This window comes from Bradyrhizobium sp. A5 (assembly GCF_042076515.1).
Classification (GTDB): domain Bacteria; phylum Pseudomonadota; class Alphaproteobacteria; order Rhizobiales; family Xanthobacteraceae; genus Bradyrhizobium; species Bradyrhizobium cosmicum.
Map to the genome: position 1 here is coordinate 3,641,302 of NZ_CP148990.1, position 23,802 is coordinate 3,665,103.

Sequence of the window (23,802 nt, forward strand, 5' to 3'; positions counted from 1 at the left end):
GGTTATCCTTGTCTTAAAGCGCGTCCTGAAACAGGCGCTTGCTGATGATCGCGTGCACGCCCCAATTGCCGTCAACCACCTGCGTGACGCCGAAATCGACCGCGGCCGACATCAGCGCGATCGCCTCGTCCTCGCTGAGGCCTTTGACGTTCATGAGGAAGCGGCGCATCTTGCGGAACGCATCCTTCATGGCGAGGTCGAGCGAGGATTTTGCGTAGACCTCGCTCTGGCCCTGCGCGCCGAACTCGGCGAGGTAGTTGGGATGGCTGAAGCCGGTCAGCACCCAATCGGTCTCCGTCTCGATCAGGGGATAGGACAGATCGGCGAAGGGCCGGCCGGCGAGATCGGCCTTCTTGTGCAGGATCACCTCGAACGTGCCGGTCATCGAGCATTCGATCGCGGTGCCGCTCAACTCGCCGTCGCCCTGGGTGGCGTGGGGATCGCCGACCGACAACAGCGCACCGGGGACCGAAACCGGTAGATAGACAGTCGAGCCCTTCCCCAGCCGCCAATTATCGAGATTGCCGCCGAAATAGGATGGCGGCACGGAGTCGATGAAATCGACCTCGCGCGGCGCCACCGCGATCACGCCGAAATGCGGACGCAGGGGAATGCGGATGCCGTCGAGCACGTCGTGGCGGCGCTTCACCGTGCCGGGCAGGACAGGAATGCCGGGATAGTCGTAAGTGGCGTGCACGACGCCGGACGGATCGGTCTGCGGCTCCCAGCGGTAGGAATAGAGCGCGCGGGCGTGCGGCGCGACCGCATCGTCGAAGATCTCGTAGATCGTCACGACCTCGCGCGGCTTTGGCCCTGCGAGAAACTCGCCGTAGTGATAACCCCACCAGGCCGCGACGGAGGAGCCGAACACGCGGCCTGAATGTTTCGGATGACGGCTCGCGCGCGGCACGATGTCGAGGATGCGCACCTCCAGGACGTCACCGGGCTGGGCATCCTTCACCGCCACCGGCCCCGTGCAGATATGCACGCCAAAGCCTTCGCCGGCCCCGCGGCCGAACACGCTGGCGTCCATCGGTCCGGCGCCGCGGCGATCCACGTTCTTCCTCGCCCTGGTCCAGCCGAACACGCTCTCGGCGGCGGCGTCGCCCGCAATCATCAGTTCGGGGTCGTCGGAGGCGTGCTGGGTCAGCGTTTCGATGGTGATGGTATCGCCCGATGCGATCTCGAACTGCGGCTGCAGCGAGCGGCTGAAATAGCCCCAGTGAACACGGCTCGCCTCGATCGGAAGATGATGGTGCTTGCGTTCCGCCGTCCTCGGCTCGTCGGAGCCGGCGCGCAAGACATCGCCGCGCGCCTCCGCGCCCGCCTGATGCCCGCGAAGCTGCGCCAGCGCGTCCTGCGGCCAGCCGCGCTGACCGGCCACGCCGTGTTGCACCGTCGCTCGCTCCGCCTCCTGCTGGCGAAACTCGCGCGGCGGCAGGCCGAAGCGATGGCGGAAGGCCCGGCTGAAATGCGCGGAATCCCCAAAGCCGTACGCGTAGGCGATCTCCGAAATCGAGTGATGCGCCTCACTCGGGTTCGACAGGTCCGCCCAGGCGCGCTGAAGCCGGCGCTCCCGAACGTAATGGGTGAAATTGTCGCCGACCGTCTCGAACAGCTTCTGCAGGTAACGCTCGGAGATTCCTTCGGCCTGCGCGACGCGCGCCGGCACCAATTCGGGATCGTCGAGCCGGCGCTCGATGGTCTGGCAGATCCGGTGCAGCAGCGCGGCCTGGGTCGCGCTGGACCCTGCGTCGGAGGTCGAGGCCGCCAGTTGATGCGCGAGCGTCAAAAGCAGATCGACGAGAGAGTGCGCGACCGAATTCCATTCGGCGTCGCTCAAGCTGTCGAGCGAGCGCGCGGTCGCGTCCAGCAGGCGCGCGAACACGTCGGCGAAGCCGCTCGGCGGGACCACGCGGGGCTCGCCGAGACGCGGCTTGCCCGAGAGCCGGCCGCGCAGCGCTTCTGACGTCACCGACAGCACGATCGCGCGCATGTCGCGCTGGAACACGATGCTCCAGTCGCCGCTCCGGGGCAGCAGCACGAGATGGCCCACGGGAACGATGCGATGACCGCCGGCGCTCTTGAGTACCATGCCGTCCTCGACCGGCATCAGAGCGATCGGAAGGTCTTCGATCGCTTGCGAGAGCGGACCAATGGTCTGCGCGCCTGCCGCCATGCGCGTCAACGCGACACCAGCGGCATGGCGATGCGACGCCGTCGCGTGTCCGTCCGGAAAGGAATGACCGGTAGCCGGTTGCAGGCCGACCGCCGCCAGCACGTCCCGCCAGGCTTCAGGGCGGTCGTCTTGCGCATAGGACTCGCTTGTGAAGGGGCGGAAGCTCATTGGATCGACCCAGGTTGCGGTGGATCGAAGCAACCTCTGTGCCAGACGCACGCGATCGTCCGTCGCCGCGACGGGGCGCAGATGAGGTTCGCTGGTCACGTGGTCATGCCGGGAAATGGACGATTCCTCAGAGTATTAGAGTGTTGCGAGCCCCCTTTTTTCATTCAGGGGCGCGCGCAAGCGCGATCCGGAATCCATTGGGCGCAGGGGACGGTGGTGAAATGGATTCCGGGTTCGACGCTTGCGTCGCCCCGGAATGACAAAGGAGAGATTCAGTCGCATCGGAAGATATTCTTGCGGATCGTGCCGTGGACGCCCCAATTGGCATCGACCACCTGGGTGACGCCGAAATCGGCGCCGACCGACAGCAGCGAAATCGCCTCGTCTTCGCTCAGGCCGTGCACGGTCATCAGGAACCGCCTGAGCTTGCGGAACGCATCGCGCATCGCACGGTCGAGGCTGCTGTGATTGGCAATCTCGGTCTGGGCCCCAGCGCCGAGCTCGGCGAGATAGTTCGGATAGGTGAAGCCGTAGAACGACCAGGCCTGATCGGTTTCGAGCATGGGATGGTCGAGGCCTTCGAGATTGGTGCCGGCCAGGTCGGCCTTCTTGTGCAGGACGAATTCAAAGTCCCCGGTGAGCGAGGTCTCGATCGCGGTGCCGCCGAGCTCGCTGTCGCCCTGGGCGGCATGGGGATCGCCGACCGAGAAATAGGCGCCGGGGACCGCGACCGGATAGAACATCCGTGCGCCCTTGCCGATGCGCCAGTCGTCGATGTTGCCGCCGGTATAGCTCGGTGGGATCGAGCTGACGAAATCGGCCTCCGACGGCGCGAGGCCCATGGTGCCGAAATGCAGACGGGCCGGCACTTTCACACTGGAGAGAATGTTCTCGCGCTTGGTGACGGTGGCGTGGTCGACGCGAACGCCGGGATAGTCGATGGTCGGATGTACGATGCCATCGGGGTCGGTCTGCGGAGTCCAGACGTAGTTGTAGACGGCCTTGGCGTAGGGCTCGCCCGAGGTGTCGAGCTCGAAGATGGTGACGACCTCGCGCGGCTTCGGCTCCTCGATCAGATCGTGGTAGTGAAAGCCCCAGTTGGCTGCGACGTTGGAGCCGAAGCAGCGGCCGGCATGGCAGGCGCTGCAGCTCGGCCGCGGCCGGACGTCGAGAATGCGCACTTCGAGGATGTCGCCGGGCTCGGCTCCTTCGATCGCAACCGGGCCGGTGAGCAGATGCACGCCGATCCCCTCGCCTGCGCCGCGGATGAACGGGCCTTCCGTTGGGCCCGAGCCGCGCCGCGCGACGGCCTTGTGCTCGCGGGTCCACTGGAACACGCTCTCGGCGCCGGGATCGCCCGCGATCATGCGCTCGTAATCATCGTTGGCATGATGGGTCAGGGTCTCGATGGTGGCGCGATCGCCCGAGCGCAGCGTCAGGGCCGGAGCAACGGTCTTGGAGAAATAGCCCCAGTGGACGGTCTTCGGCGAAACCGGCAGCGTGAAGTGCTTCATGAGGTGGCCTCTTCGGGAAACGCGGTCTTTAACCTTGTGGGCGCTGCGCTCATCGCACCGCCTCCGGAGCCTTGTCGGCCTCCATGACGCTGAGGAAACGTGCCGTCAGCGGATTGCGGGGATTTGTGAGCACCTCGTGCGCCGGCCCTTCCTCGATGATCTTGCCGCCGCTCAGGAATGCGACGCGGTCGGCGACCTCGTCGGCAAAGCGGATCTGGTGGGTCGAGATGATCATGGTGAGGCCGTCGTCGATGGCGAGGCGGCGGATCACCTCCAGCACCTCGTTGACGAGCTCGGGATCGAGCGCCGAGGTCGGCTCGTCCAGCAACAGCACGCTCGGGTTCGGCGCGAGCGCGCGGGCAATGGCGACACGCTGCTGCTGGCCGCCGGACAGATGCCGCGGCAGCGCGTCGGCACGATGCGACAGCCCCACCCGGTCGAGCAGCTCGGTGGCGCGGCGGTCGGCATCGATGCGGGTCATGCCGTGGACCCAGCGCAGGGGCCCGGCGATGTTCTCCTTGGCCGAGAGATGAGCGAACAGATTGAACTGCTGGAACACCATGCCGACGCCGACGGTGGCCCGCTCGTTGGCGATCGCGCGCGGCGACAGCAGCTTGCCGTCGTCGTCGAAACCGAGACGGCGGCCGCCGACGCGAACGGTGCCTCCGTCCCAGCTTTCGAGATGATTGATGCAACGCAGCAACGTGCTCTTGCCGGAGCCGCTGGGCCCGAGCAACGCGACGACTTCGCCGACGCGCACGGTGAGATCGAGGCCACCGAGCACCTTTTGCGTGCCGTAGCTCTTGGTGAGGTCCCTGGTTTCGACCGCGATGTTGTTGCGCGCGATCGTTGCCGCCCGCCGGGTGCGCTCATCACGGGTCAGCGCCAGCGGCGGCGTGTCGGCGGTCTCGGCCTGCACGGGTTCGGGATCGGCGACGGTCGCCTCGGCGGGTTCGAGCGTGGTGACGAGGCCGACACGGCGCCACGGCAGATAGTCGACCAGCTTGCGCTGGCGACCCTTGGCACGGTCGAGATCGAGCAGCCATTCGACGAACAGCTGGATGACGCTGATGGCGAAGGTCAGCACGAGATAGAGCAGACCCGAGGCGAAGAAGATCGAGAAGAAGTCGAAGGTCGAGGACGCCAGCTGGGTCGAACGCAGCGTCAGCTCCTGGACCGCGACGACGGAGGCCAGCGAGGAATTCTTCAGCGCGCTTACGGCCTCGTTGCCGAAGGCGGGGATCATGGTGCGGATCGCCTGCGGCGCGATCACGCGCCACATCAGGATTCGCGGCGTCATGCCGAGCGCCTGGCCGGCCGTTACCTGCCCGCGATCGACGCCGAGCACGCCGGCGCGCAGCATCTCGGCGATGAACGGCGCCTCGTTGCAGGCGAGCGCGAGGCCGGCGGCCAGCACCGCCGGCAGCTTGATGCCGATATGCGGCAGCGCATCGTAGGCGAACACCATCTGCAGGATCAGCGGCGTGCCGCGAAAGATCACGGTGTAGGCCCTGGCGATCGCCGCCAGGACCCAGAAGCGCGAGAGCTGCATGCCGGCGAGGATCAATCCGAGGATCAATCCGCCGCCGAGCCCGAGGGCAGTCACCTCGAGGGTGAGCTCGATGCCCTCGAGCAGGTAGGGCATGCTGAGATAGTGGAAGAACAGCGACATCAGTCGGCAGTCCTCAAAGCGGGATCAGATCTGGTCGAAGGCGATGACAATGGTCACCTGTCCCATAGGGAGAGGTCGGATCGCATCGTCCGATGCGATCCGGGTGAGGGGGTAGGCTGCACCGAGTTTGCCGCGCCCCCTCACCCGGCGCTTTGCGCCGACCTCTCCCCGTCGGGGAGAGGTAAACCGCGCTCTAGTCTGCCGTCAGAATGTCAGGCTCCTTGAAGTTGTTCACGTCGAGCCCATGCTTCTTCAGAAGCTCCATGTGCGTGCCGGCCTTCTGCACCTCGATCAGCGCGGCGAGCACGGCATCACGGAATTTCGGCTTGTCCTTCGGCACGGCGATGCCGACCGAATACGGGATCGTCACCGCGATCGCCTTCTCCAGCTTGTCCGGATAGGCCTTCACCGCGCTGTCGACGGTGTTGACGTCGTTGACATAGGTATCGGCCCGGCCGGCGAGGATCGCCTGGATGCAGTTGGCGTTGTTGTCGTAGAGCTGGATGGTCGGCTCGGCCTTGCCGGCCTTCTTGCATTCGGGGATCAGCGCCTGGATCAGGGGGACCTCGACATAGCCGGTGTTCTCGGCGGCGGCCGCACCGCACATCGACATGTTGATGCCGTTGATGCCTTTCGGGTTGCCCTTGGCGACCAGCACGCCGTCGAACACCTTCGAGTAGGTGATGAAGTCGGCCGCCTTGGCGCGCTCCTTGGTGGCATAGATGTCGGAGATGACGATGTCGGCCTGGCCCGCGGCCAGCGTGGTCAGGAGTGCTGCGAACGTCACCGGCTTGTAGGTCAGCTTGAAGCCGAGGCATTCGCCGATGGCTTCACCGAGATCGATGTCGAAGCCGATATACTTGCTGGGGTCCTTCGGATCGATCGTCTCGTAGCCCGGCGTGTGCGGGTTGATGGCGTTGACGAGCGTCTTGCCCTTCCAGTCCGGATATTTGGCCTGGAGCGCGGCGCAGGCGGCGGGCGCGGCAGCCTGCGCGCTCAGCGGTGCTGCGGCTGTGAGGCCGACAGCGATGGTGGCGCCGAGTGCGACCTTGCGCCATGGCAACGCGCGCGACATCCTCCGCTGCGCCTGCGGAAATACCCGTCTCTCCATCTCCAGCTCCTTCGATTGTCATGGCAATGGCCATGTTCCAGATCTCGGCGGCGAGCCTAGGTGGAGAGCGGACCGGAAAGCTTGTCCGCGGGCGTACAAAAAATTGGACGGAGGGAGCCCGTCATTTGGGCAGGCGGCTGCCCAAAAACTGTTCGGGCATGAGGGACGCCGCGGTAAGCGATTCCGAATTCGGGGGAACCAAATAGTTCAACGCGGCACAATGATCCGCACGAGGAGCGAACCATTTGGTGGCACTATTTAACGGAGATATGACGACCCAAGGACAGATCTGCGCCTGGCATTCGAAACAGATACTCGTCTTCCACAGCCTGTCCGCAGCATATCCACAGGCCGACTATGCCGGATTCGCGAGCCCGCGCGAGCCACTTGCTGCGCACAAACTCACAGACCGGCCATGTCAGCCGCCGGCCTGGTCGAACACGCTGCGGCAAGCCTCGCTCAAGCTTGAGCGGTTACGTCGCAGGCAGGCGGTGATGGCGCGGGCGTTGGGGATTTCGCCGGCGCAGAGCCGGTAGACATCGGGCGTGCAGGCCCGGCGCTGCTCGGCTGTGCCCTGGGCATGAGCGGCGGAGGCAAACAGCGTCAGGAACAGCCCGACCGTCGAGGCGCGGCGTGCCCGGCTCTTCACACCCGCAAACCGCAAGAACCTTGCCTTCATGACTGCTCTCCCGTCCGCCCTGCCCGTCCCGGCCTCCATTGGCCGGTGTACGAAGGGTTAAGAGAAATAAACCGCCGAGAATGTGATCTCATTCACACGGGCCGCCGGCCCCGCCTGACTAAGGTTCCATCCGGGATTTCCTGGGAATCTTTAGAGATCGCTAACCAAGCGGGACCTGATCGCCAGATCGTTAAAATGCAAACGATCGGCTCAATCGGGAAACAAGCCGGCTTTGCGACATTGCGCCATCCGCGTTCCGGAGGGTGTGATGAGCGAAGCCGAATTCAATTTGCTGCTGGATGCCGTTCAGGACGCCATGGTCTACGAAGATTTGGTCCGTGACGATCTGGCGTTCGCGCCGGAGGAAGAGTTCGTGCCCCGCTCGTGGAGCTTCGTCGCGACGCCCAAAGCCGCCAATGACAACGAGGGCGCCTGGCCCCTGCTGCCGTTTCCGGACGGCTGGTACGCGGCCTGCTGAGGCCGCTTCACCGTGAACGAATGCGCCCGCCTCGCGGGCGGTTCAACTTATGCCATGCCCTTCGCAGGCACTGGCGCGATCAGGTATTGACGCGCTCCTCGCCGTCCTGCGGCGTCCGGTCAGGCTCGGCCGGCGGAAAGATGCTGTCATAGATCGCACGGGCCTCGCGAATGAGGCGAGCCCGCTCCAGCTCTGATTTCGGGATAAATCGTACGATGTCGCCCACGTGCTCTCCAGCTCCAGGGGTTCGTGATGCATCACTTCGCCGATGCGAAGTCTATGCCACCGGGACTGAATCGAGTGTTTCCGCCGAGCCCCGGGCAAACCCGGTGTACCAGCTGCGGCGGGACCTGCGCCGAGAGCAAATTGTGCTGAGAGATCAGAGTATTGCGATGGAGGCCACGTCGGGACTCGAACCCGAGTAAACGGTTTTGCAGACCGGCGCGTAACCACTCCGCCACGTGGCCCCTTAAGCGGGAGCAATATAGGGGATCAAGGGCTTAGGCAACCGCCTTCGTCCGACTTGCGCAGCCGCGTTTAACCGCTTCATGGCCCAACAAAAAAGCCCCGCCGAGCGGGGCTTTTCCGTTCACGCGACTGAGAGCCGATCAGTATCTTGCGATGACCGGGCCGCCGAACTTGTAGTTCAAGCCGACCTTCGCGATCGAGAGCTTGTTCTTGATATCGACGCTTGCCGACGCGGGGGCGCCGACCAGACCCGAGAAGTCGAATGCGATGTTCTTCTTCTGGAAGTCGATGTAGTCGTACTCGATGAACGCGCTCCAGTTGTGATCAAACGCGTATTCGGCGCCCAGGCCCAGCACCCAACCCAACGTCGTGCTGCTCGAGCTCACAGCACCCACGCCGAATGGTCCACCAAAACCGCCGGGGATGTTCAAGGAGTGGTCCGTGTGCATCCAGGCCGCGCCACCCTTCACATAGACGAGGGTGCGATCGCCGACGACGCCGCCGAACCGACCGGTCACGGTAGCCAACCAATCGCTCTTCGCCGTGCACGAAGCAACGCCACCCAGACAGGGCGTCGTGCCCTTCACGTCCATCCCGGCAATGTCGCCCTGGACACCAAAGACAGCCCAGCCGGACTGGAAATTGTAGCCGGCCTGGCCGCCACCGAGGAAACCGCTCCGGCTGTTCTGGGCGATGGCAAACCCGCCCGGGATCGCGCCGCCGGGATTGATGGCGGTCAGCGTTGACTCCGTCGTACCCCAACCGGCGCCGACGTGGCCGCCGACATAAAATCCCGTCCAGTTCCAGACGGCTGCCGGCGCGGCATAGGGTGCCTTTACAGCCATATCGGCTGCGTAACCCAGCGAGGTGGAGGCCAAAAGAACGGCGGCGGCAGCGGCGAACTGAACTTTCATGGAAACCCCGACGGAATGATCGATAAAGAAATACCGAGATGTTTCAATCTCGTGTGTCCGTACATTTACGGATTCCAGTTCATTTCGCTAGTGTTGAAAAGTCACACTGCCCGCCCTAGCGGCAGCTCAGGAGCGATTGCATACAACAATCGTGATGCTTGAGGCGACAAAGCAGGCGGCGACGATTGACGCCTTGCAGTCGAACGCGTCGCGACGATTACTTTCCTGCGTTCTCGAGATATTGGTTCAGGATCTCGTCTGTGGTGCCGGCGGCGACGATTCGCCCCTGCTGCAGCAGGACCGCGCGATTACAGGTACTCCTGATCAGATCGACGTCGTGCGAGGCCAGCACCAGGATGCCGGCGCGCGCAACGATCTGGTCGAGCCGCTCCCTCGCCTTCTTGCGGAACTGCTGGTCGCCGACGCCGATCCATTCGTCGAGCAGCACGATCTCGCCCTCGACCGCGGTCGCAACGGCAAAGATCAGGCGCAGCATCATGCCGCTGGAATAGGTGCGCAGCGGCAGGTCGAGCCGATCGCCGAGCTCGGTGAACTCCGCGATCAGCGCGCGTCGCGCATCGATCTCGGCGCGCCGCGCGCCGATCACGAGTCCGCGCCGCATGATGTTCTCGTAGCCGGTCGCCTCTTCGTCGATGCCGGCCGACAGATCGAACAGCGAGAGGCAGCGGCCGAACACGTCCGCGCTGCCCGTGGTCGGATGATAGATGCCGGCGAGAACCCGCAGCAAGGTGGTCTTGCCGGCGCCATTGCCGCCGATGATGGCGAGGCGGTCGCCCGCGCGGATGTCGAGGCTGACGTCGTTCAGTGCGGAGACGATGTGCGGGACCGCCGCCTTCCGCCGCAGCGTGACCGTGCCGACGAACCGGCTGCGCAGCGAACGGTCGCGAAACGACAGCATCGGAAACGTCACCGAGACGTTGCGCAGGACGATATGGGCGGCAGGGCTCATGGGTGCCTCACAACCAATACGCCACGCGATGGCGATATCGCGCGTAGCAGTCGAGGCCGATGACGGCCACGATGGCCGCATAGACCAACCCAAGCAGCCATTGCTCCGCATCGGTCGGCTGCGACAGCAGCGGCCTGCGCACGAGATCGAGCAGGGTCGCGAACGGATTGGCGCGGATCAGCCAGTGAAACGCGGTGCCGCGCACGGCGTCCTCGGTCCAGATGATCGGCGTCAGGAAGAAGATGAATTGCAGGCCGCTGACGATGGCCGACCCGATGTCGCGGAAGCGCGCGCAGAGCATGCCGAGCGCGACCGAGCCGCCGAGGAGAACGACGAGCAGGATCGCAAAGCCGGGCACCGCGAGCAGCATGTCCCAGTGCAGCGGCCATGGCATGACGATATAGAGCAGGATCACGATCACCAGATGATGGGCGAAGATGAGGACGTTGCGCGCGATCATCTGCAGGACGTGCACGATCAGGGGCGCCGGCACCGCCTTGATCAGGTGACCGGAGGTTACGAAAATGCTGGAGCCCTCCTGGAGCGTGGTTGCGATCAGGGTCCAGACGATCAGGCCAACCGCGAACAGCGGCAGGAAGCCGGCAATGTCCTGCTTGAACAGCGTCGCATAGACCGTGCCGACACTGGCGATCGTCGCGGCCAATGTCAGCGTGATCCAGAGCGGGCCGATCACGGTGCGCCGGTAGCGCAGCGAGATGTCCATCAGCGCGAGCGTGCCCCACCGATCGGGCCGCGTCGCCTGTGCCAGGATTTCCTTCGTTGCGAAGTGAATTCGACTGCCCATTCCGCTTCCGGCATTCCGATACCGCGACAGGATAGCAGATCGCGGCTGGTCTGGCCGACGCTCTCTATCGGCCCGCCCCGGGCGGGGCAATCAACCATAGGGCTGATGTGGACCGAAGTCAGGCTCGCTTGCCTCGCCGGACCCCGCGCCGGCGGTCCTTCACCGGCGGTTTCGGCGCCAGTTCCGGCATCTCGGCCTGGACTTCGCGGTAGCGCGCCAGCATCCGTTCAAAACTGGCGTTCAGCGTCTGCGCGATGTCTGGGCGCTTCTCGAGACTGGCCAGGATCGTCGCGGCGGCCTCGATGGTGGAGAGTCCGTCCTTCCGAGGCTCCTTGCGCAGGCGCCCGTAGCGCGAGGGATGCGCCGGGTTGAGGATGACGCGCTGGCATTTGAGCATCCAGGGATTGCGCCACCACAGCGCCTTGGCCTGGCTCCAGGTGCCGTCGAGCAGCACCACGCCTTCCAGCTTGCCGAGAAGCGCACGCTGGTTGTCCGCGACCTCGCCCTTGCGGTTGAGCGCGACGATCTCGCCTTCAGCCTCGAGGTCGGCGGCGCGCGCCGAGCCGAGATAGAGCACGGCCCAGTGCGAAGCGTTCTCGATCGGCCGCCCCAGCGCCTTGGACAGGCTCGGCCAGGACAAGCCGACCCGCACCGTGGCCTTGGCGAAATGCCGGGCCAGCAGCCGCGCGGTGCCGAGCGCCCTGTCCTGCTCCTGCGGATGCTGGAGGATCAGGAGCCCGAGGCGGTTCTCGACCGGGGTGACGCTGTCGCAGATGCACAGCGGCATCGGCTTCTGGCAGTGCGGGCATTCGGGGATCGGCTCGGCCGGCGCGGCGGCGGTGGTGTTCGACATGGTCGCCGCTATACGCTTGAAGCGGCAGTTCAACAACCGGCAAGGCACAATCCGCCGGCAAACTGCGACACCCTCGCGTCGCTCCAGCCCCGTCGAGATCAAGGCACCGGGCGCTTGCGCATGAACGCCATCAAGACCGTCTTGAATGAAGCCGGCGTGAAGTGCTGAATCGCAAGGAATAACGAGTAGAGGAGCTTCGATCCGAAATAGTAGGCCGGCTCCGCGTCCCACGGAATGACGTAAACATCGTAACGGGACGCTGGAAAATGCCGCTTGAAAGCGCTGGCGGTATTTAGACGATAGACGGCCGGAAAGACGTCCTTGCCCTCCCGCTCGACCTGGGCTGACCGGATGACGCGAGCATGCAGCGCATCGGGGATCAGCTGGTTGCCGATGGCGATGTATCCGTAGCGGTTAGGCGTGCGCGCGCAGATCCAGCCGCCGGGCTTGAGGACGCGGTCGAGCTCCCGCGCTGCGCTGGCAGCGTCCTGGATGTGTTCGAACACGAAATCCGACACGATCACGTCGATTGATCGATCGGGGATCGGAAGCCTGCCGTCCGGTCCAATCAGGAACGCCCGGTCGAGCGCCTCATTGGTCATGACCACCGGATCGACGTCGACGCCGATCACCTCGCGCACCCGTCCCTTCAACGACAGCAGGCTGCGCCGATAGGCGACGGAATCCTCGCTCTGCTTGGCACCTCGTCCGGCGCCAAAGTCCAACACGATAGACTCGGGACCGATCAGCGCACTGACTCTGAGCCAGAACTGAACGGTGCCATCGACCCGGGAGAATCCACCCGCGGCAATCTCCGGGAAGAAATGTGTTCCGACCGCATCAGTCATCAGCCTCACCACCCAATAACGACATGAGCCAGCCGGCTGTCGCCGGCCCGCAATCCGAGTGTCCCGCAATCAGGTCGCGCGTTGTCGGGACGGACTCGTCCGAAATGCAAAGGCGCAGCCCCCTCGCGAGGCCGGTTCGATGGCCATGCGCGTGGCCGTTCAGTAACGAACTTTGTTGACAGAAATGAGAATATCTAACAGATGCGTGAAAACGGATATTACAACAATATCATCCTGATGCGGGTGGTGACACGCCCCGCCTATTCCGCCGGCGCGGCGAGCGGCCGGGGCTTGGAGCGGCGGCGCAGCCGGTCGATCAGGAGATAGATCACGGGCGTGGTGTAGAGCGTCAGGATCTGCGAGACGAACAGGCCGCCGATGATGGTGATGCCGAGCGGACGGCGCAGCTCCGTGCCGGGGCCGGTCGCGATCACCAGCGGAATGCCGGCGAAAAGCGCCGCCATGGTCGTCATCAGGATCGGGCGGAAGCGCGCCTGGCAGGCCTCGAAGATCGCCTCCGCCGAGGACAGGCCACGCTGGCGCTCGGCATCGAGCGCGAAGTCGACCATCATGATGCCGTTCTTCTTGACGATGCCGATCAACAGGATGATGCCGACGAAGGCGATCACCGTCAGCGGCGTGTTGGTGATCTGCAAGGCCAGCAGCGCGCCGAGGCCGGCCGAGGGCAGCGTCGAGATGATCGTGAGCGGATGGGCAAGGCTCTCATAGAGCACGCCGAGCACGATATACATCGCCACCAGCGCGCCGAGGATCAGCAGCGGCTGGCGGCCGCTGGTCTTGGCGAAATCGCCGGCATTGCCGTCAAAACTGCCGCGGATGCCCTCGGGCATGTGCAACTCCTCCACCGCGCGCTGCACGTTCTGGGTCGCGGCCTGGAGCGGCACGTCCGGCAGCAGGTTGAACGACACCGTGGTCGAGGGGAACGACTGCGAATGATAGACCGCGAGCGCGGCAAGCCCGCGCGTCACACGCACAACGGCCGACAGCGGCACCTGCACGTCGCCCGCCCCGGCGACATAGATGCGGTCGAGATTGGAGGGATCGACCTGGAATTTCGGGTCGATCTCCAGCACCGTCATGTACTGGTTGCGCTGGGTGTAGATGATCGAGATCTGACGCTGCGAGAACGCATTGTTCAGCGCATTGTCGATGTCCTGGACGCGGACGCCGAGCGCCGAAGCCTTCTGGCGGTCGATGGACAAGGTCAGCTGAAGTCCGCCGGGATCTCGATCGCTGGAGACGTCGGTGATGCCCTCGACGCTTTCCATGCGCTTGGCCACGATCGGAGCCCACTTCTGGAGCAAGCCAAGGTCGGTGCTGGACAGCGTGTACTGGTAGTCGGAATCGCTCTGCCGTCCGCCGGCGCGCACATCCTGGGCGGCAAACATGAAAAGGCGGATGCCGGGCACCGGGAACAGTGCGCGCCGCAGGCGATCGATCACGACCTGCGTCGAAACGTGATCGCGCTCCTCCGGCGGCTTCAGGCTGATGAACATAGTGCCGCGGTTCGAGGTCGCGCCGCCCGGCCCGCCTCCGCCGCCGACCGTCGAGCCGATCCCGGCCACCGCCGGATCCTGCATGACGATGTCGGCGAGCCGCTGCTGAAGGCTGAGCATGGACTGGAACGAGATGTCCGCGGAGGCGCGCGTCGCGCCGATGACGAAGCCGGAATCGTCGGTCGGAAAATAGCCCTTGGGCACCTTGATGTAGAGCATCACCGTCAGCCCGATCGTCGCGAAGAACACCAGCAGCGTCAGCAACGGGAATTCCAGTACAGTACGCAGGGTGCGGGCATAGAACGCGACGATGCGCGACAGCGAACCCTCGATGATGCGATCAAACAGCGTCGCGGTGCCGGACGTGGTTGGCCGGATGTAATGGGCGCAGATCATCGGCGTGACCGTCAGCGACACCAGCGTCGACACCACGATCGCGAAGGTCAGCGTCAGCGAAAACTCGCGCAGCAGACGGCCGACAATGCCGTCCATGAAGATCAACGGCGTGAACGCCGCGATCAGCGACAGGCTGATCGAGACCACGGTGAAGCCGATCTGCCTGGCACCCTCGATTGCCGCCTGGAACGGCCGCATGCCGTGCTCGAGATTGCGGTACATGTTCTCGATCATGACGATGGCGTCGTCGACCACGAAACCGACCGAGATCGCCAGCGCCATCAGCGACAGATTGTCGATCGAGAAGCCTGCGACCCACATGCCGGCGCAGGTGCCGGCCAGCGCCAGCGGCACCGAGATGCCCGCCGCGATCGTCGGCGTCAGACGGCGCAGGAATACGAACACCACGACCATCACCAGGATGGCAGTCGCCAGCAGCGTCCATTGCATGTCCATCACGCTGGCGCGGATCGTGCTGGTGCGGTCGACCAGGGTGGAGACGTCCACGCCGGCCGGAATCCACTGCTTCAGCTCGGGGATCAGCGCCTTCACCCGGTCGACGGTATCGATGACGTTGGCGTCGCCCTGCTTGGTGATCTGGATCAGCACTGCCGGCTGCTTGTTGAACCACGCGATCGAACGGGCATTGCGGACGCCATCCTCGATCTCGGCGACGTCGGACAGCCGCAAGAAACTGCCGTTCGCGCTCTTGATGATGATGTCCCGGAATTCCTTGGCCGTGCGCATCTGCTTGTTCAGCGACAGCGTCTCACTCTGGCGCTCGCCGTTGAAGATGCCGACGGGGCCGAGCGGATTGGCGTTGATGATGGCAGTCCGGACGTCGTCGGTGGCGATGCCGGCGTTCGACAGCGCCACAGGATTGAGCTGGATCCGCACCGCCGGCTGGTCCGCGCCGCTGATCGTCACGTTGCCGACGCCGGGGACCTGGGAGATGCGCTGGGCCAGCACGGTGTCGGCGACATCGTAGATCGCGCTCGCCGCAAGGGTCTTCGAGGTCAGCGCCAATACGAAGACGGGCGCGCCGGCGGTGTTGGCCTTGCGGAAGCGCGGCAGCGCCGGCAGGTCGCTTGGCAGGTCGACCAGCGATGCGTTGATCGCCGCCTGCACGTCGCGCGCGGCCTTGTCGATGTTGCGGCCGATGTCGAACTGGAGCTGGATGTTGGTCGTGCCCAGCGACGAGGTCGAGGTGATCTGGTTGATGCCCGAGATCTCGCCCAGCCGCCGCTCCAACGGAGAAGCCACGGTCGCCGCCATCACGGACGGATCGGCGCCCGGCCGGCTGGCCGAGACGAAGATGGCGGGAAAATCGACGTTCGGGACCGAGGCGACGGGAAGGAAATCGTAGGCCACGACACCCAGCAGGAACAACCCGATCGACAGCAGCGTGGTCGCGACCGGGCGGCGGATGAAGGGTTCCGAGATCGATGCCATCACTGCATCCCCTCGGTCGCGCCCGCGACCGGCGGACCTCCAGGCTCGGCCGGCGGCAGCGCGCGCTCGAGGCGGCGGTTGATGCGGTCGAGCGCGAGGTAGATCACGGGCGTGGTGTAGAGCGTGAGCAACTGGCTCACCAGCAGGCCGCCGATGATGGAAATGCCGAGCGGGAAGCGCAACTCGGCGCCGGTGCCGCTCTCGATTGCCAGCGGCAGCGCGCCGAACAGCGCCGCCAGCGTCGTCATCATGATCGGGCGAAAGCGCAAGAGGCAGGCCTGCACGATCGCCTCCTGCGGCGACATGCCCTTCCCACGCTCGGCTTCGAGCGCGAAGTCGATCATCATGATCGCGTTCTTCTTGACGATGCCCATCAGCAGGATGATGCCGATCAGGCCGATCACCGAGAGGTCCTGCCCGCACAGCATCAGCGCCAGGATGGCGCCGACGCCGGCCGAAGGCAGCGTCGAGAGGATCGTGATCGGGTGGATGTAGCTCTCATAGAGCACGCCCAGCACGATGTAGATCGTGATCACGGCGGCGAGCAGCAGCCACGGCTGCCCCGCGAGCGCCTTGGCGAATTCGGCGGCGTCGCCGGAATAGACGCCGACGATGCTGTTGGGCATTTCGATGCGGGTCTCGATCGTCTTGACCGCCTCGACGGCGTCGCCAAGCGCTGCGCCCGGCGCCAGGTTGAAGCTGAGCGAGATCGCCGGGAATTGCGCCTGGTGCGAGATCGCCAGTGGTGCGGTGGTGCGCTTCAGCGTCGCCACGGCCGACAGCGGCACCTGCGCGTTCGGCGCGCCGGCGGTGGCGCTCGCGCCGCCCGGCAGATACAGCTTCGACAGGATCGAGGGATCGCGCTGGTACATCGGCAGCGCCTCCAGCACCACGCGGTACTGGTTGGCCTGGCCGTAGATGGTCGAGATCTGGCGCTGCGCGAAGGCGTCGTTCAGCGTGTCGGTGATGGCCTGCAGGCTGACGCCGAGCTGTCCGGCGCGGGTGCGGTCGACATCGAGTTGCGCGCGCAGGCCGCCCTCCTGCGCCTCCGAGGAGACGTCGCGGAACAGCGGATCGCGCCGCATCTCCGCCACCAGCTTGCGCGCCCATTCCGAGACCAGGGCTGCATCGGTTCCGGTCAGCGTGTACTGGTATTGCGAGCGGCTCGACTGGGTCGAGATCTGCACATCCTGCACCGGCTGGAAGTAGACCGTCATTCCGGGGATGCCGGATACCCGCTCCTTCAGCCGGATCACGACCGCGCTGACATCATCGCGCCGCTCGCCGCGCGGCTTCAGCGACATGACGAGCCGGCCGACATTGGTGGTCGGGTTGACCGAGCCCGCCCCGATCACCGAGACCACGCCGGTTACATCAGGATCGGCCTTGATGGCGTCGGCAACCTCGGTCTGCCGCTTCTGCATCTCCGCAAACGACACGTCGGGCCCCGCCTCCGTCACCGCCGTGATCGAGGCGGTGTCCTGGAGCGGCAGGAAGCCTTTTGGCGCGACGACGTAGAGAACGAGGGTTGCGACCAGCGTGGCGAAGGTCACGAGCAGCGTGGCGCGCTGGCGTTCCAGCACCCACAACAGCGTCCGGTGGTAGAATTCGACGGTGCGGTCGATGAAGCGGCTGACGGCAGCCAATCCCGGCACCGCGAACTCCTCATGCGCGTGCTTGAGCAGGCGCGAGCACATCATCGGCGTCAGCGTCAGCGAGACCACGGCCGAGGTCACGACCGCAATGGTCAGCGTCAGCGCGAATTCGCGGAACATGCGCCCGACGAGGCCCGACATGAACAGGAGCGGGATGAAGACCGCGATCAGCGACACCGTCAGCGAGATCACGGTGAAGCCGATCTCGCTGGCGCCCTTCAGCGAGGCCTCCATCGCGCTGTCGCCGTTCTCCATGTGACGGACGATGTTCTCGATCATGACGATGGCGTCGTCGACGACGAAGCCCGTGCCGATGGTGAGTGCCATCAGCGACAGATTGTCGAGGCTGAAGCCGGCGAAATACATGATGCCGAAGCTCGTGATCAGCGACAGCGGCAGCGCCACGCCGGCTATCAGCGTGGCCCGCAGCGAGCGCAGGAACAGCAGCACCACCAGCGTCACCAAGACGACGCTGAGGATCAGCGTGAACTGCACATCGTGGACAGAGGCGCGGATGGTCACCGTGCGGTCGGAGACGATGGTGAGGTTCACGCCGGCTGGAATCGCACGCTGAACCTTCGGGATCTCGGCGCGGATCTGGCTGACGACGTCGATGACGTTGGCGCCGGGCTGGCGCTGGATGTCGATGATGACGGCCGGCGTGCCCTGGTACCAGCCGCCGGTGCGGTCGTTCTCCAGGCCGTCGACGATCTGCGCGACGTCGGCGATCGTGACCGGCGAGCCGTTGCGGTAGGCGATGATGATCGGCTTGTAGGCGTCGGCGGCGGCGATCTGGTCGTTGGCCGCGATGATGTAGGCCTGCTGCGCGCCGTCGAGCGAGCCCTTCGGCCCGGAAACATTGGCATTGGCGATCGCGGCGCGCAAATCCTCCATGGCGATACCGTAGGCAGCGAGCCGCGCGAGATCCGCCTGGATGCGGACGGCCGGCTTCAGCCCGCCGAGCACGGAGACCCGCCCCACCCCGGAGATCTGGCTCAGCCGCTGCGCCAGCAGCGTATCGGCGATATCGCTCATCGCCCGCAGGGAGATCGTGTCGGAGCGCAGCGCCAGCGTCATCACCGGCGCGTCCGCCGGGTTCACCTTGGCGTAGGTCGGCGGATAAGGCAGCGTCTTGGGCAGCACGCCTGCGGCCGCATTGATCGCGGCCTGCACGTCCTGAGTCGCGCCGTCGATGTCGCGGTTGAGGTCGAACTGGAGCGAGATCTGGCTGACGCCGAACGAGCTCGTCGAGTTCATCGCCGACAGCGACGGGATCTGCCCAAGCTGCCGCTCCAGCGGCGCGGTGATCAGCGAGGCGATCACGTCGGGGCTCGCGCCCGGAAGCTGCGTCGTCACCTGCACGGTCGGGAAATCGACCTGCGGCAGCGCGGAGACCGGCAGCGAGAAATAGCCGAGCGCGCCGCCGATCAGAAGCGCGATGCCGAGCAGCGAGGTCGCGATCGGGCGGCGGATGAAGGGTTCGGAGACGCCCATGAGTTTCGCCTGCCGCTCAGGCGGCCGTTGTCGGGATCATGGCTGCTTGGCTCCAGATCCCGATGACCCGGGACTTGGTGCAGGTGCCGGCCCGGTCTGACCCTTCTGGTCGCCTTCAGTGCTGCTGCGCTTCGCGCGCGGCTCGCCGTCCTTTTGACCATCCTTGGCCTGACCGTCCTTCTTCTGACCATCCGGACCGCGCGTGCGCTTGCGCGGCGCGAGATCGGCCGACGGGGTCTGGTCGTCGCGACCGACCACCACCTTGGAGCCGTCGGACAAATTGGCAAAGCCAGTGGTGACGACCCTGTCGTTCGCCGACAGGCCGCTGGCGATGACCGCATCGTGCTCGTTCTGCTGCGTCACCGTCACAGGCTTGGCCGAGACGATGTCGCCCTCGCCGATGACATAACTGAAGGTGCCGATCGGTCCGCGCTGCACCGCCGATGTCGGCACCACCAGCGCCTGCATGAGGGTCTCGACCTTGAGGCGGACATTGACGAACTGGCCCGGCCAGAGCTGGTAGTTGGCGTTGGGGAACTCGGCCTTGAGCTTGAGCGTGCCCGTGGTCTGGTCGACCTGGTTGTCGATGCCGGTGAGCTTGCCGGTGTCGATCACCGTGATGCCGTCATTGCCGAACACATCGACGGCGAGAGCGCCTTTCGACGCTGCGGTGTTGACGCGCATGATCTGCTGCTGCGGCAGGCTGAACCACACCGCGATCGGCTGCAACTGCGTGATCACTACGAGGCCCGTGGTGTCCGAGGCGTGGATGATGTTGCCCTGGTCGACCTGGCGCAGGCCGGCGCGGCCGGAGATCGGCGCCACGATCTTGGTGTAGCTCAGCGTCGCCGCCGCGTTGTCGATCGAGGCCTGATCGGCCTTGACCAGTGCCTCGGTCTGCGCGACCAGCGCGCGCTGCGTGTCGGCCTGCTGCTTGGAGCCGGCGTTGGAGGCAGCGAGCTGCTCGTAGCGGGTAAGATCGATACGCTGGTTGGCGAGCTGGGCCTCGTCCTGCGCCTTCTTGGCGACGGCCTGGTCATACGTCGCCTGGTAGAGCGCCGGATCGATCTCGCCGAGCACATCGCCCTTCTTGACGTCCTGGCCTTCGGTGAATTTCACGGCAATCAGCTTGCCGTCGACCTGCGAGCGCACGGTCACGGTGTTGAGCGCGCGGATCGCGCCGACGCCGTCGAGATAGACAGGCACGTCCTGGATGCGCGGTGTCGCCGCCAGCACCGGGACCGGCAGATCGGGCCGCTGGTTGCGGCCGTTCGCCTGCTGCGGCTGCTGATGCCAGACGGTCCAGCCGTAATAGCCAAGGGCGCCGAGGATCGCGAGCGTGATCAGGGTCATGACGAAGCCGCGGCCGCGCGACCTCTTCGCGCCTCCCTGCTTCGCATCATCCCTGCCATCCGGCTTAAAGAGCATTGACCGGTTTCTCCATGCGCGGCTCCCAGCCGCCACCGAGCGCCTGATACAGGCTGACGATGGCGAGAAGCCGCGCGAGTTGGGCCTGCGACAGCGCGTCTTCCGCCGAGAACAGGGTCAGTTGGGTGTTGAGCACGGTCACGATGTCGGCGGTGCCGGCGCGCAATTGCTGCTCGGCAAGATCGAAGGCGCGCCGCGAGGCGGTGACGACATCGCGCTGCAATTGAAGCTTGATCGTGGTCTGCTTGATCGAGAACAGCGCGTTGTCGACGTCGGCAAAGGACTGGATGATGGTCTTCCGGTAGGTCTGCAGCAACTCGTCCTGCCGCGCCTTGGCGAATTCGAAATTGCCGAGGATCTTGCCGCCGTCAAAGATCGGCTGCGTCGCGCTGCCGACGAGCTGGAAGAACGCCGCATGCGGCTGGAACAGCGAAACCAGCGCCGAGCTCTGATAGCCGCCATTGCCGGTGAGTTGGATGGTCGGGAAGAACTGCGCGCGGGCATTGCCGATGTTCGCCGTGGCGGAAGCGAGCTGCGCCTCCTGCCGGCGAATATCCGGCCGCTGCGTCAGGATCTCCGACGGCAGGCCGGGCGTCACGCGCGGAATGGCGATCGTGTTCAGCGAACCGCCGAGCACCCGCACGCTCTCCGGCGGCCGCGACACCAGCACGGCGAGCGCATTGACGTTCTGGTCGAGCGTCTGGCGCAGCGGCGGGACCAGCGCCTTCTGGTTGGCAAGCACGCTCTCCTGCTGGGCGACGTCGAGGTCGGTGCCGGTGCCGGCCTTGCGGCGTTCGCGGACGGCGTCGAGGATGCGCTGGGCGCTCGCGATGTTGCGCTGTGAGGTCCTGATGCGATCCTGCGAGGCCAGCACCTGGAAATAGGCGTTGGCGACGGCGGAGAGCGTCGTCAGCGCGACGACGTCGCGATCGAAGCGGTTGGCATTGGCGGTTTCTTCTGCCGTCTGCAGTGCATCCCGGTTCTGGCCCCAGAAGTCGAGCTGGTAGCTTGCGCTGAGCGAGGCCTGATAGTTGACGACCTCGCGGCCGCCGTTGGTCAGCCCGGATGCGGAAGAGCCGGAGGTGCGCGAATAGGCCTCCTGCCCCGTGCCGGACAGGCTCGGCAGCAGCGCCGCGCCGGCCTGCCGTGCCTGGGCGTCGGCCTGGACGATGCGCGCGACGGCGGCGGCGATATCGAGGTTGACGGTCTGCGCCTCTTCCATCAGTTGCGTCAATTCTGCTGAGCGAAAGCCGCGCCACCAATCCAGCGTCGGCGGCGCGTCCGCCTTGCCGGCGTATTTGTATTGCGCGGGGACATCCAGCGCGGGATCCGGCAAGTCCTGGGTCAGCACGCAGGCGCCCGAGCTGGCGGCAAGGCACAGCGCGCCAAGCCAGCGCACCGCACGCCGCGTCCAGGACGCAGAGCCAACAGACCGCCGCGTGGCGATCGCCGGAACTCGCTGTGTCACATCCACCCTCCGCCGGGCAGATAAAGCCGCCGCCGCGCAGCCGGATTAACCGATTCGCGGCGGGACAGTCGGTGGGCCTTCTGCAACTCGTTCAAAGGTGATGCTTTCTGCGGAACCTTGCGATCCATCCTAGCCGGGCGCGGAACGCCATGACAGTCCCGCACCTGCGAAACGCACATGAGAACGTGTCGGCGCCAGGATCACACAAAGACAAGATCGCCCTGTGCCGCAGTTCTTTCTCGTATTCCCGCGCCGTTCGCGGTGGCATTCAATCTTACCAAGATTTCATGTGATATTGCCGCCACACCTGTCAGCGACAGCAGCCCGGGCGATTTCGACCGGGCCTCAAAGCCTGGCAGAGCCATTCTCACGAGCTCGTCAATTGCAGGCAGCGAAGACGCACCCGTCGCGTTGGCAGGAACCTCCTCGTCCGCGCGGCATTGGCACGGCTCGCCAAGGTGAAGATTTCTCCCCGGGATCGCTCGTGACGATAATTATCTTCCATATCCTGGCGGCGATCAGCCAGATCCTCCTCATCTCGCCGCTGCGCCCCGCCATCGCCCATCCCCTTCCCGGAATATCGTTGCTTTGGCGGCGCTTGGCCCCGTTTCGCCGCGCAAAAGCCTTCCCCTTTTGGTTTCCAAGCACTAGGTTCTGGCCAACCTGATTAACCCCTTGCCAGTGAATTCCCCCTGACATGATCATCAAGAACGACGTTGTCGAAGCCATCGGCAACACCCCGCTGATCAAGCTGAAGCGCGCCTCCGAACTGACCGGATGCACCATTCTGGGCAAGGCCGAGTTCATGAATCCCGGCCAGTCGGTCAAGGACCGCGCCGGCAAATGGATGATCCTGGAGGCCGAGAAGCGCGGCGAGCTCAAGCCGGGCGGCCTCGTTGTGGAATCGACCGCCGGCAATACCGGCATCGGCCTCGCTGTCGTGGCGAGCGCCCGTGGCTACCGCACGCTGATCGTGATCCCGGAGACGCAGAGCCAGGAGAAGAAGGACTTCCTGAAGCTGTGCGGCGCCGAGCTGCTGGAATCGCCGGCGCTGCCCTATTCCAATCCGAACAGCTACCAGCATGTCGGCCGCAGGCTCGCCGACGAGCTGCGCAAGACCGAGCCGAACGGCGTGCTGTTCGCCGACCAGTGGAACAACCTCGACAATGCCAAGGCGCACTACGAGTCGACGGGTCCGGAGATCTGGGAGCAGACCGGCGGCAAGGTCGACGGCTTCGTCTGCTCGGTTGGCAGCGGCGGCACGCTCGCCGGCATCAGCCGCTTCCTGAAGGAAAAGAACAAGGACATTCGCATCGCCTGCGCCGATCCACATGGTGCGGGCATGTACGAATATTTCAGGACCGGCGACCCCAAGGCGACGCCCGGCGGCTCGATCACGGAAGGCATTGGCCTTGGCCGCGCGACCGCGATCGTCGAGTCCGCCAAGGTGGACGATGCCTATCTCGTTCCCGACACCGACGCCGTCACTGTGATCTACGATCTGCTCCAGCACGAAGGCCTGTGCCTCGGCGGCTCCTCCGGCATCAACATTGCGGGTGCGATGCGGCTGGCAAAACAGCTCGGGCCCGGCAAGACGATCGTGACCATCCTCTGCGATTCCGGCAGCCGCTACCTGTCAAAGCTGTTCAACGCCGACTTCATGCGCGCCAAGAACCTGCCCGTGCCGGAATGGCTCGAGAAGCGCAGCAACATCAAGCTGCCGTTCGTCTAGG

General features: G+C 65.2%; 16 protein-coding genes, 1 tRNA gene and 1 pseudogene. 2 read left to right on the forward strand and 16 right to left on the reverse strand.

Annotated elements, in window-relative coordinates; genetic code table 11:
• Nucleotides 1-13 precede the first annotated feature (13 nt).
• The 5 genes from WHZ77_RS17455 to WHZ77_RS17475 form a co-directional block, all read right to left on the reverse strand.
• Entirely contained in the window at nt 14-2,347 is a 2,334-nt protein-coding gene (locus tag WHZ77_RS17455) for an acetamidase/formamidase family protein (RefSeq protein ID WP_375314748.1), read from the reverse strand.
• Between the two features lie 272 nt (nt 2,348-2,619).
• Entirely contained in the window at nt 2,620-3,861 is a 1,242-nt protein-coding gene (locus tag WHZ77_RS17460) for an acetamidase/formamidase family protein (RefSeq protein WP_375309071.1), read from the reverse strand.
• A 49-nt stretch (nt 3,862-3,910) separates the two neighbouring features.
• A complete protein-coding gene (locus WHZ77_RS17465; protein ID WP_375309072.1) occupies nt 3,911-5,533 on the reverse strand; it encodes an ABC transporter permease subunit in 1,623 nt (540 codons plus the stop codon).
• Nucleotides 5,534-5,726: 193 nt separating this feature from the next.
• Nucleotides 5,727-6,608 carry an ABC transporter substrate-binding protein gene (locus WHZ77_RS17470; RefSeq protein ID WP_375314749.1) on the reverse strand — a complete coding sequence of 294 codons (882 nt, stop codon included), beginning with the start codon at nt 6,606-6,608 and terminating at the stop codon, nt 5,727-5,729.
• A gap of 454 nt (nt 6,609-7,062) precedes the next feature.
• On the reverse strand, nt 7,063-7,323 hold the full coding sequence (locus WHZ77_RS17475) for a hypothetical protein (protein ID WP_375309073.1): 261 nt from the start codon (nt 7,321-7,323) through the stop codon (nt 7,063-7,065).
• Between the two features lie 268 nt (nt 7,324-7,591).
• Between WHZ77_RS17475 and WHZ77_RS17480 the strand changes: the two genes are divergently transcribed.
• The gene (locus tag WHZ77_RS17480; protein ID WP_375309074.1) at nt 7,592-7,801 is read left to right on the forward strand and encodes a hypothetical protein; all 210 of its coding nucleotides are present in this window, start codon (nt 7,592-7,594) and stop codon (nt 7,799-7,801) included.
• A 79-nt stretch (nt 7,802-7,880) separates the two neighbouring features.
• Here WHZ77_RS17480 and WHZ77_RS17485 read toward each other — a convergent pair whose 3' ends face one another.
• The 11 genes and pseudogenes from WHZ77_RS17485 to WHZ77_RS17535 all read right to left on the reverse strand — a co-directional run bounded on the left by WHZ77_RS17485 (nt 7,881) and on the right by WHZ77_RS17535 (nt 22,075).
• Entirely contained in the window at nt 7,881-8,027 is a 147-nt protein-coding gene (locus tag WHZ77_RS17485) for a hypothetical protein (RefSeq protein ID WP_375309075.1), read from the reverse strand.
• A 167-nt stretch (nt 8,028-8,194) separates the two neighbouring features.
• Nucleotides 8,195-8,268: transfer RNA gene (locus WHZ77_RS17490), tRNA-Cys, on the reverse strand.
• A gap of 141 nt (nt 8,269-8,409) precedes the next feature.
• Nucleotides 8,410-9,183, reverse strand: coding sequence for an outer membrane protein (locus WHZ77_RS17495; protein ID WP_375309076.1), 774 nt, complete (start codon nt 9,181-9,183; stop codon nt 8,410-8,412).
• Nucleotides 9,184-9,400: 217 nt separating this feature from the next.
• A pseudogene (locus tag WHZ77_RS17500) lies at nt 9,401-9,997 on the reverse strand (ABC transporter ATP-binding protein); the annotation flags it as partial.
• A gap of 163 nt (nt 9,998-10,160) precedes the next feature.
• Nucleotides 10,161-10,877 (reverse strand): ABC transporter permease, encoded by a 717-nt coding sequence (locus WHZ77_RS17505; protein WP_375314750.1) that lies wholly within the window; start codon nt 10,875-10,877, stop codon nt 10,161-10,163.
• 199 nt (nt 10,878-11,076) lie between these two features.
• Nucleotides 11,077-11,811 carry a tRNA-uridine aminocarboxypropyltransferase gene (locus WHZ77_RS17510; RefSeq protein ID WP_375309077.1) on the reverse strand — a complete coding sequence of 245 codons (735 nt, stop codon included), beginning with the start codon at nt 11,809-11,811 and terminating at the stop codon, nt 11,077-11,079.
• 98 nt (nt 11,812-11,909) lie between these two features.
• Nucleotides 11,910-12,659: a class I SAM-dependent methyltransferase gene (locus WHZ77_RS17515; protein WP_375309078.1), complete on the reverse strand. Its 750-nt coding sequence runs from the start codon at nt 12,657-12,659 to the stop codon at nt 11,910-11,912.
• Between the two features lie 260 nt (nt 12,660-12,919).
• Complete coding sequence (locus WHZ77_RS17520; protein ID WP_375309079.1) at nt 12,920-16,024, reverse strand: efflux RND transporter permease subunit; 3,105 nt, start codon at nt 16,022-16,024, stop codon at nt 12,920-12,922.
• Nucleotides 16,024-19,173 carry an efflux RND transporter permease subunit gene (locus WHZ77_RS17525; RefSeq protein WP_375309080.1) on the reverse strand — a complete coding sequence of 1,050 codons (3,150 nt, stop codon included), beginning with the start codon at nt 19,171-19,173 and terminating at the stop codon, nt 16,024-16,026. The genes WHZ77_RS17520 and WHZ77_RS17525 overlap by 1 nt, the downstream gene beginning before the upstream one ends.
• A gap of 36 nt (nt 19,174-19,209) precedes the next feature.
• The gene (locus tag WHZ77_RS17530) at nt 19,210-20,601 is read right to left on the reverse strand and encodes an efflux RND transporter periplasmic adaptor subunit (RefSeq protein WP_375309081.1); all 1,392 of its coding nucleotides are present in this window, start codon (nt 20,599-20,601) and stop codon (nt 19,210-19,212) included.
• Nucleotides 20,591-22,075 carry an efflux transporter outer membrane subunit gene (locus WHZ77_RS17535; RefSeq protein ID WP_375309082.1) on the reverse strand — a complete coding sequence of 495 codons (1,485 nt, stop codon included), beginning with the start codon at nt 22,073-22,075 and terminating at the stop codon, nt 20,591-20,593. Before WHZ77_RS17535 ends, WHZ77_RS17530 begins: the two co-directional genes overlap by 11 nt.
• Before the next feature lie 691 nt (nt 22,076-22,766).
• Between WHZ77_RS17535 and WHZ77_RS17540 the strand changes: the two genes are divergently transcribed.
• A complete protein-coding gene (locus WHZ77_RS17540; RefSeq protein ID WP_375309083.1) occupies nt 22,767-23,801 on the forward strand; it encodes a cysteine synthase A in 1,035 nt (344 codons plus the stop codon).
• The last annotated feature ends 1 nt before the right edge of the window (nt 23,802 follow it).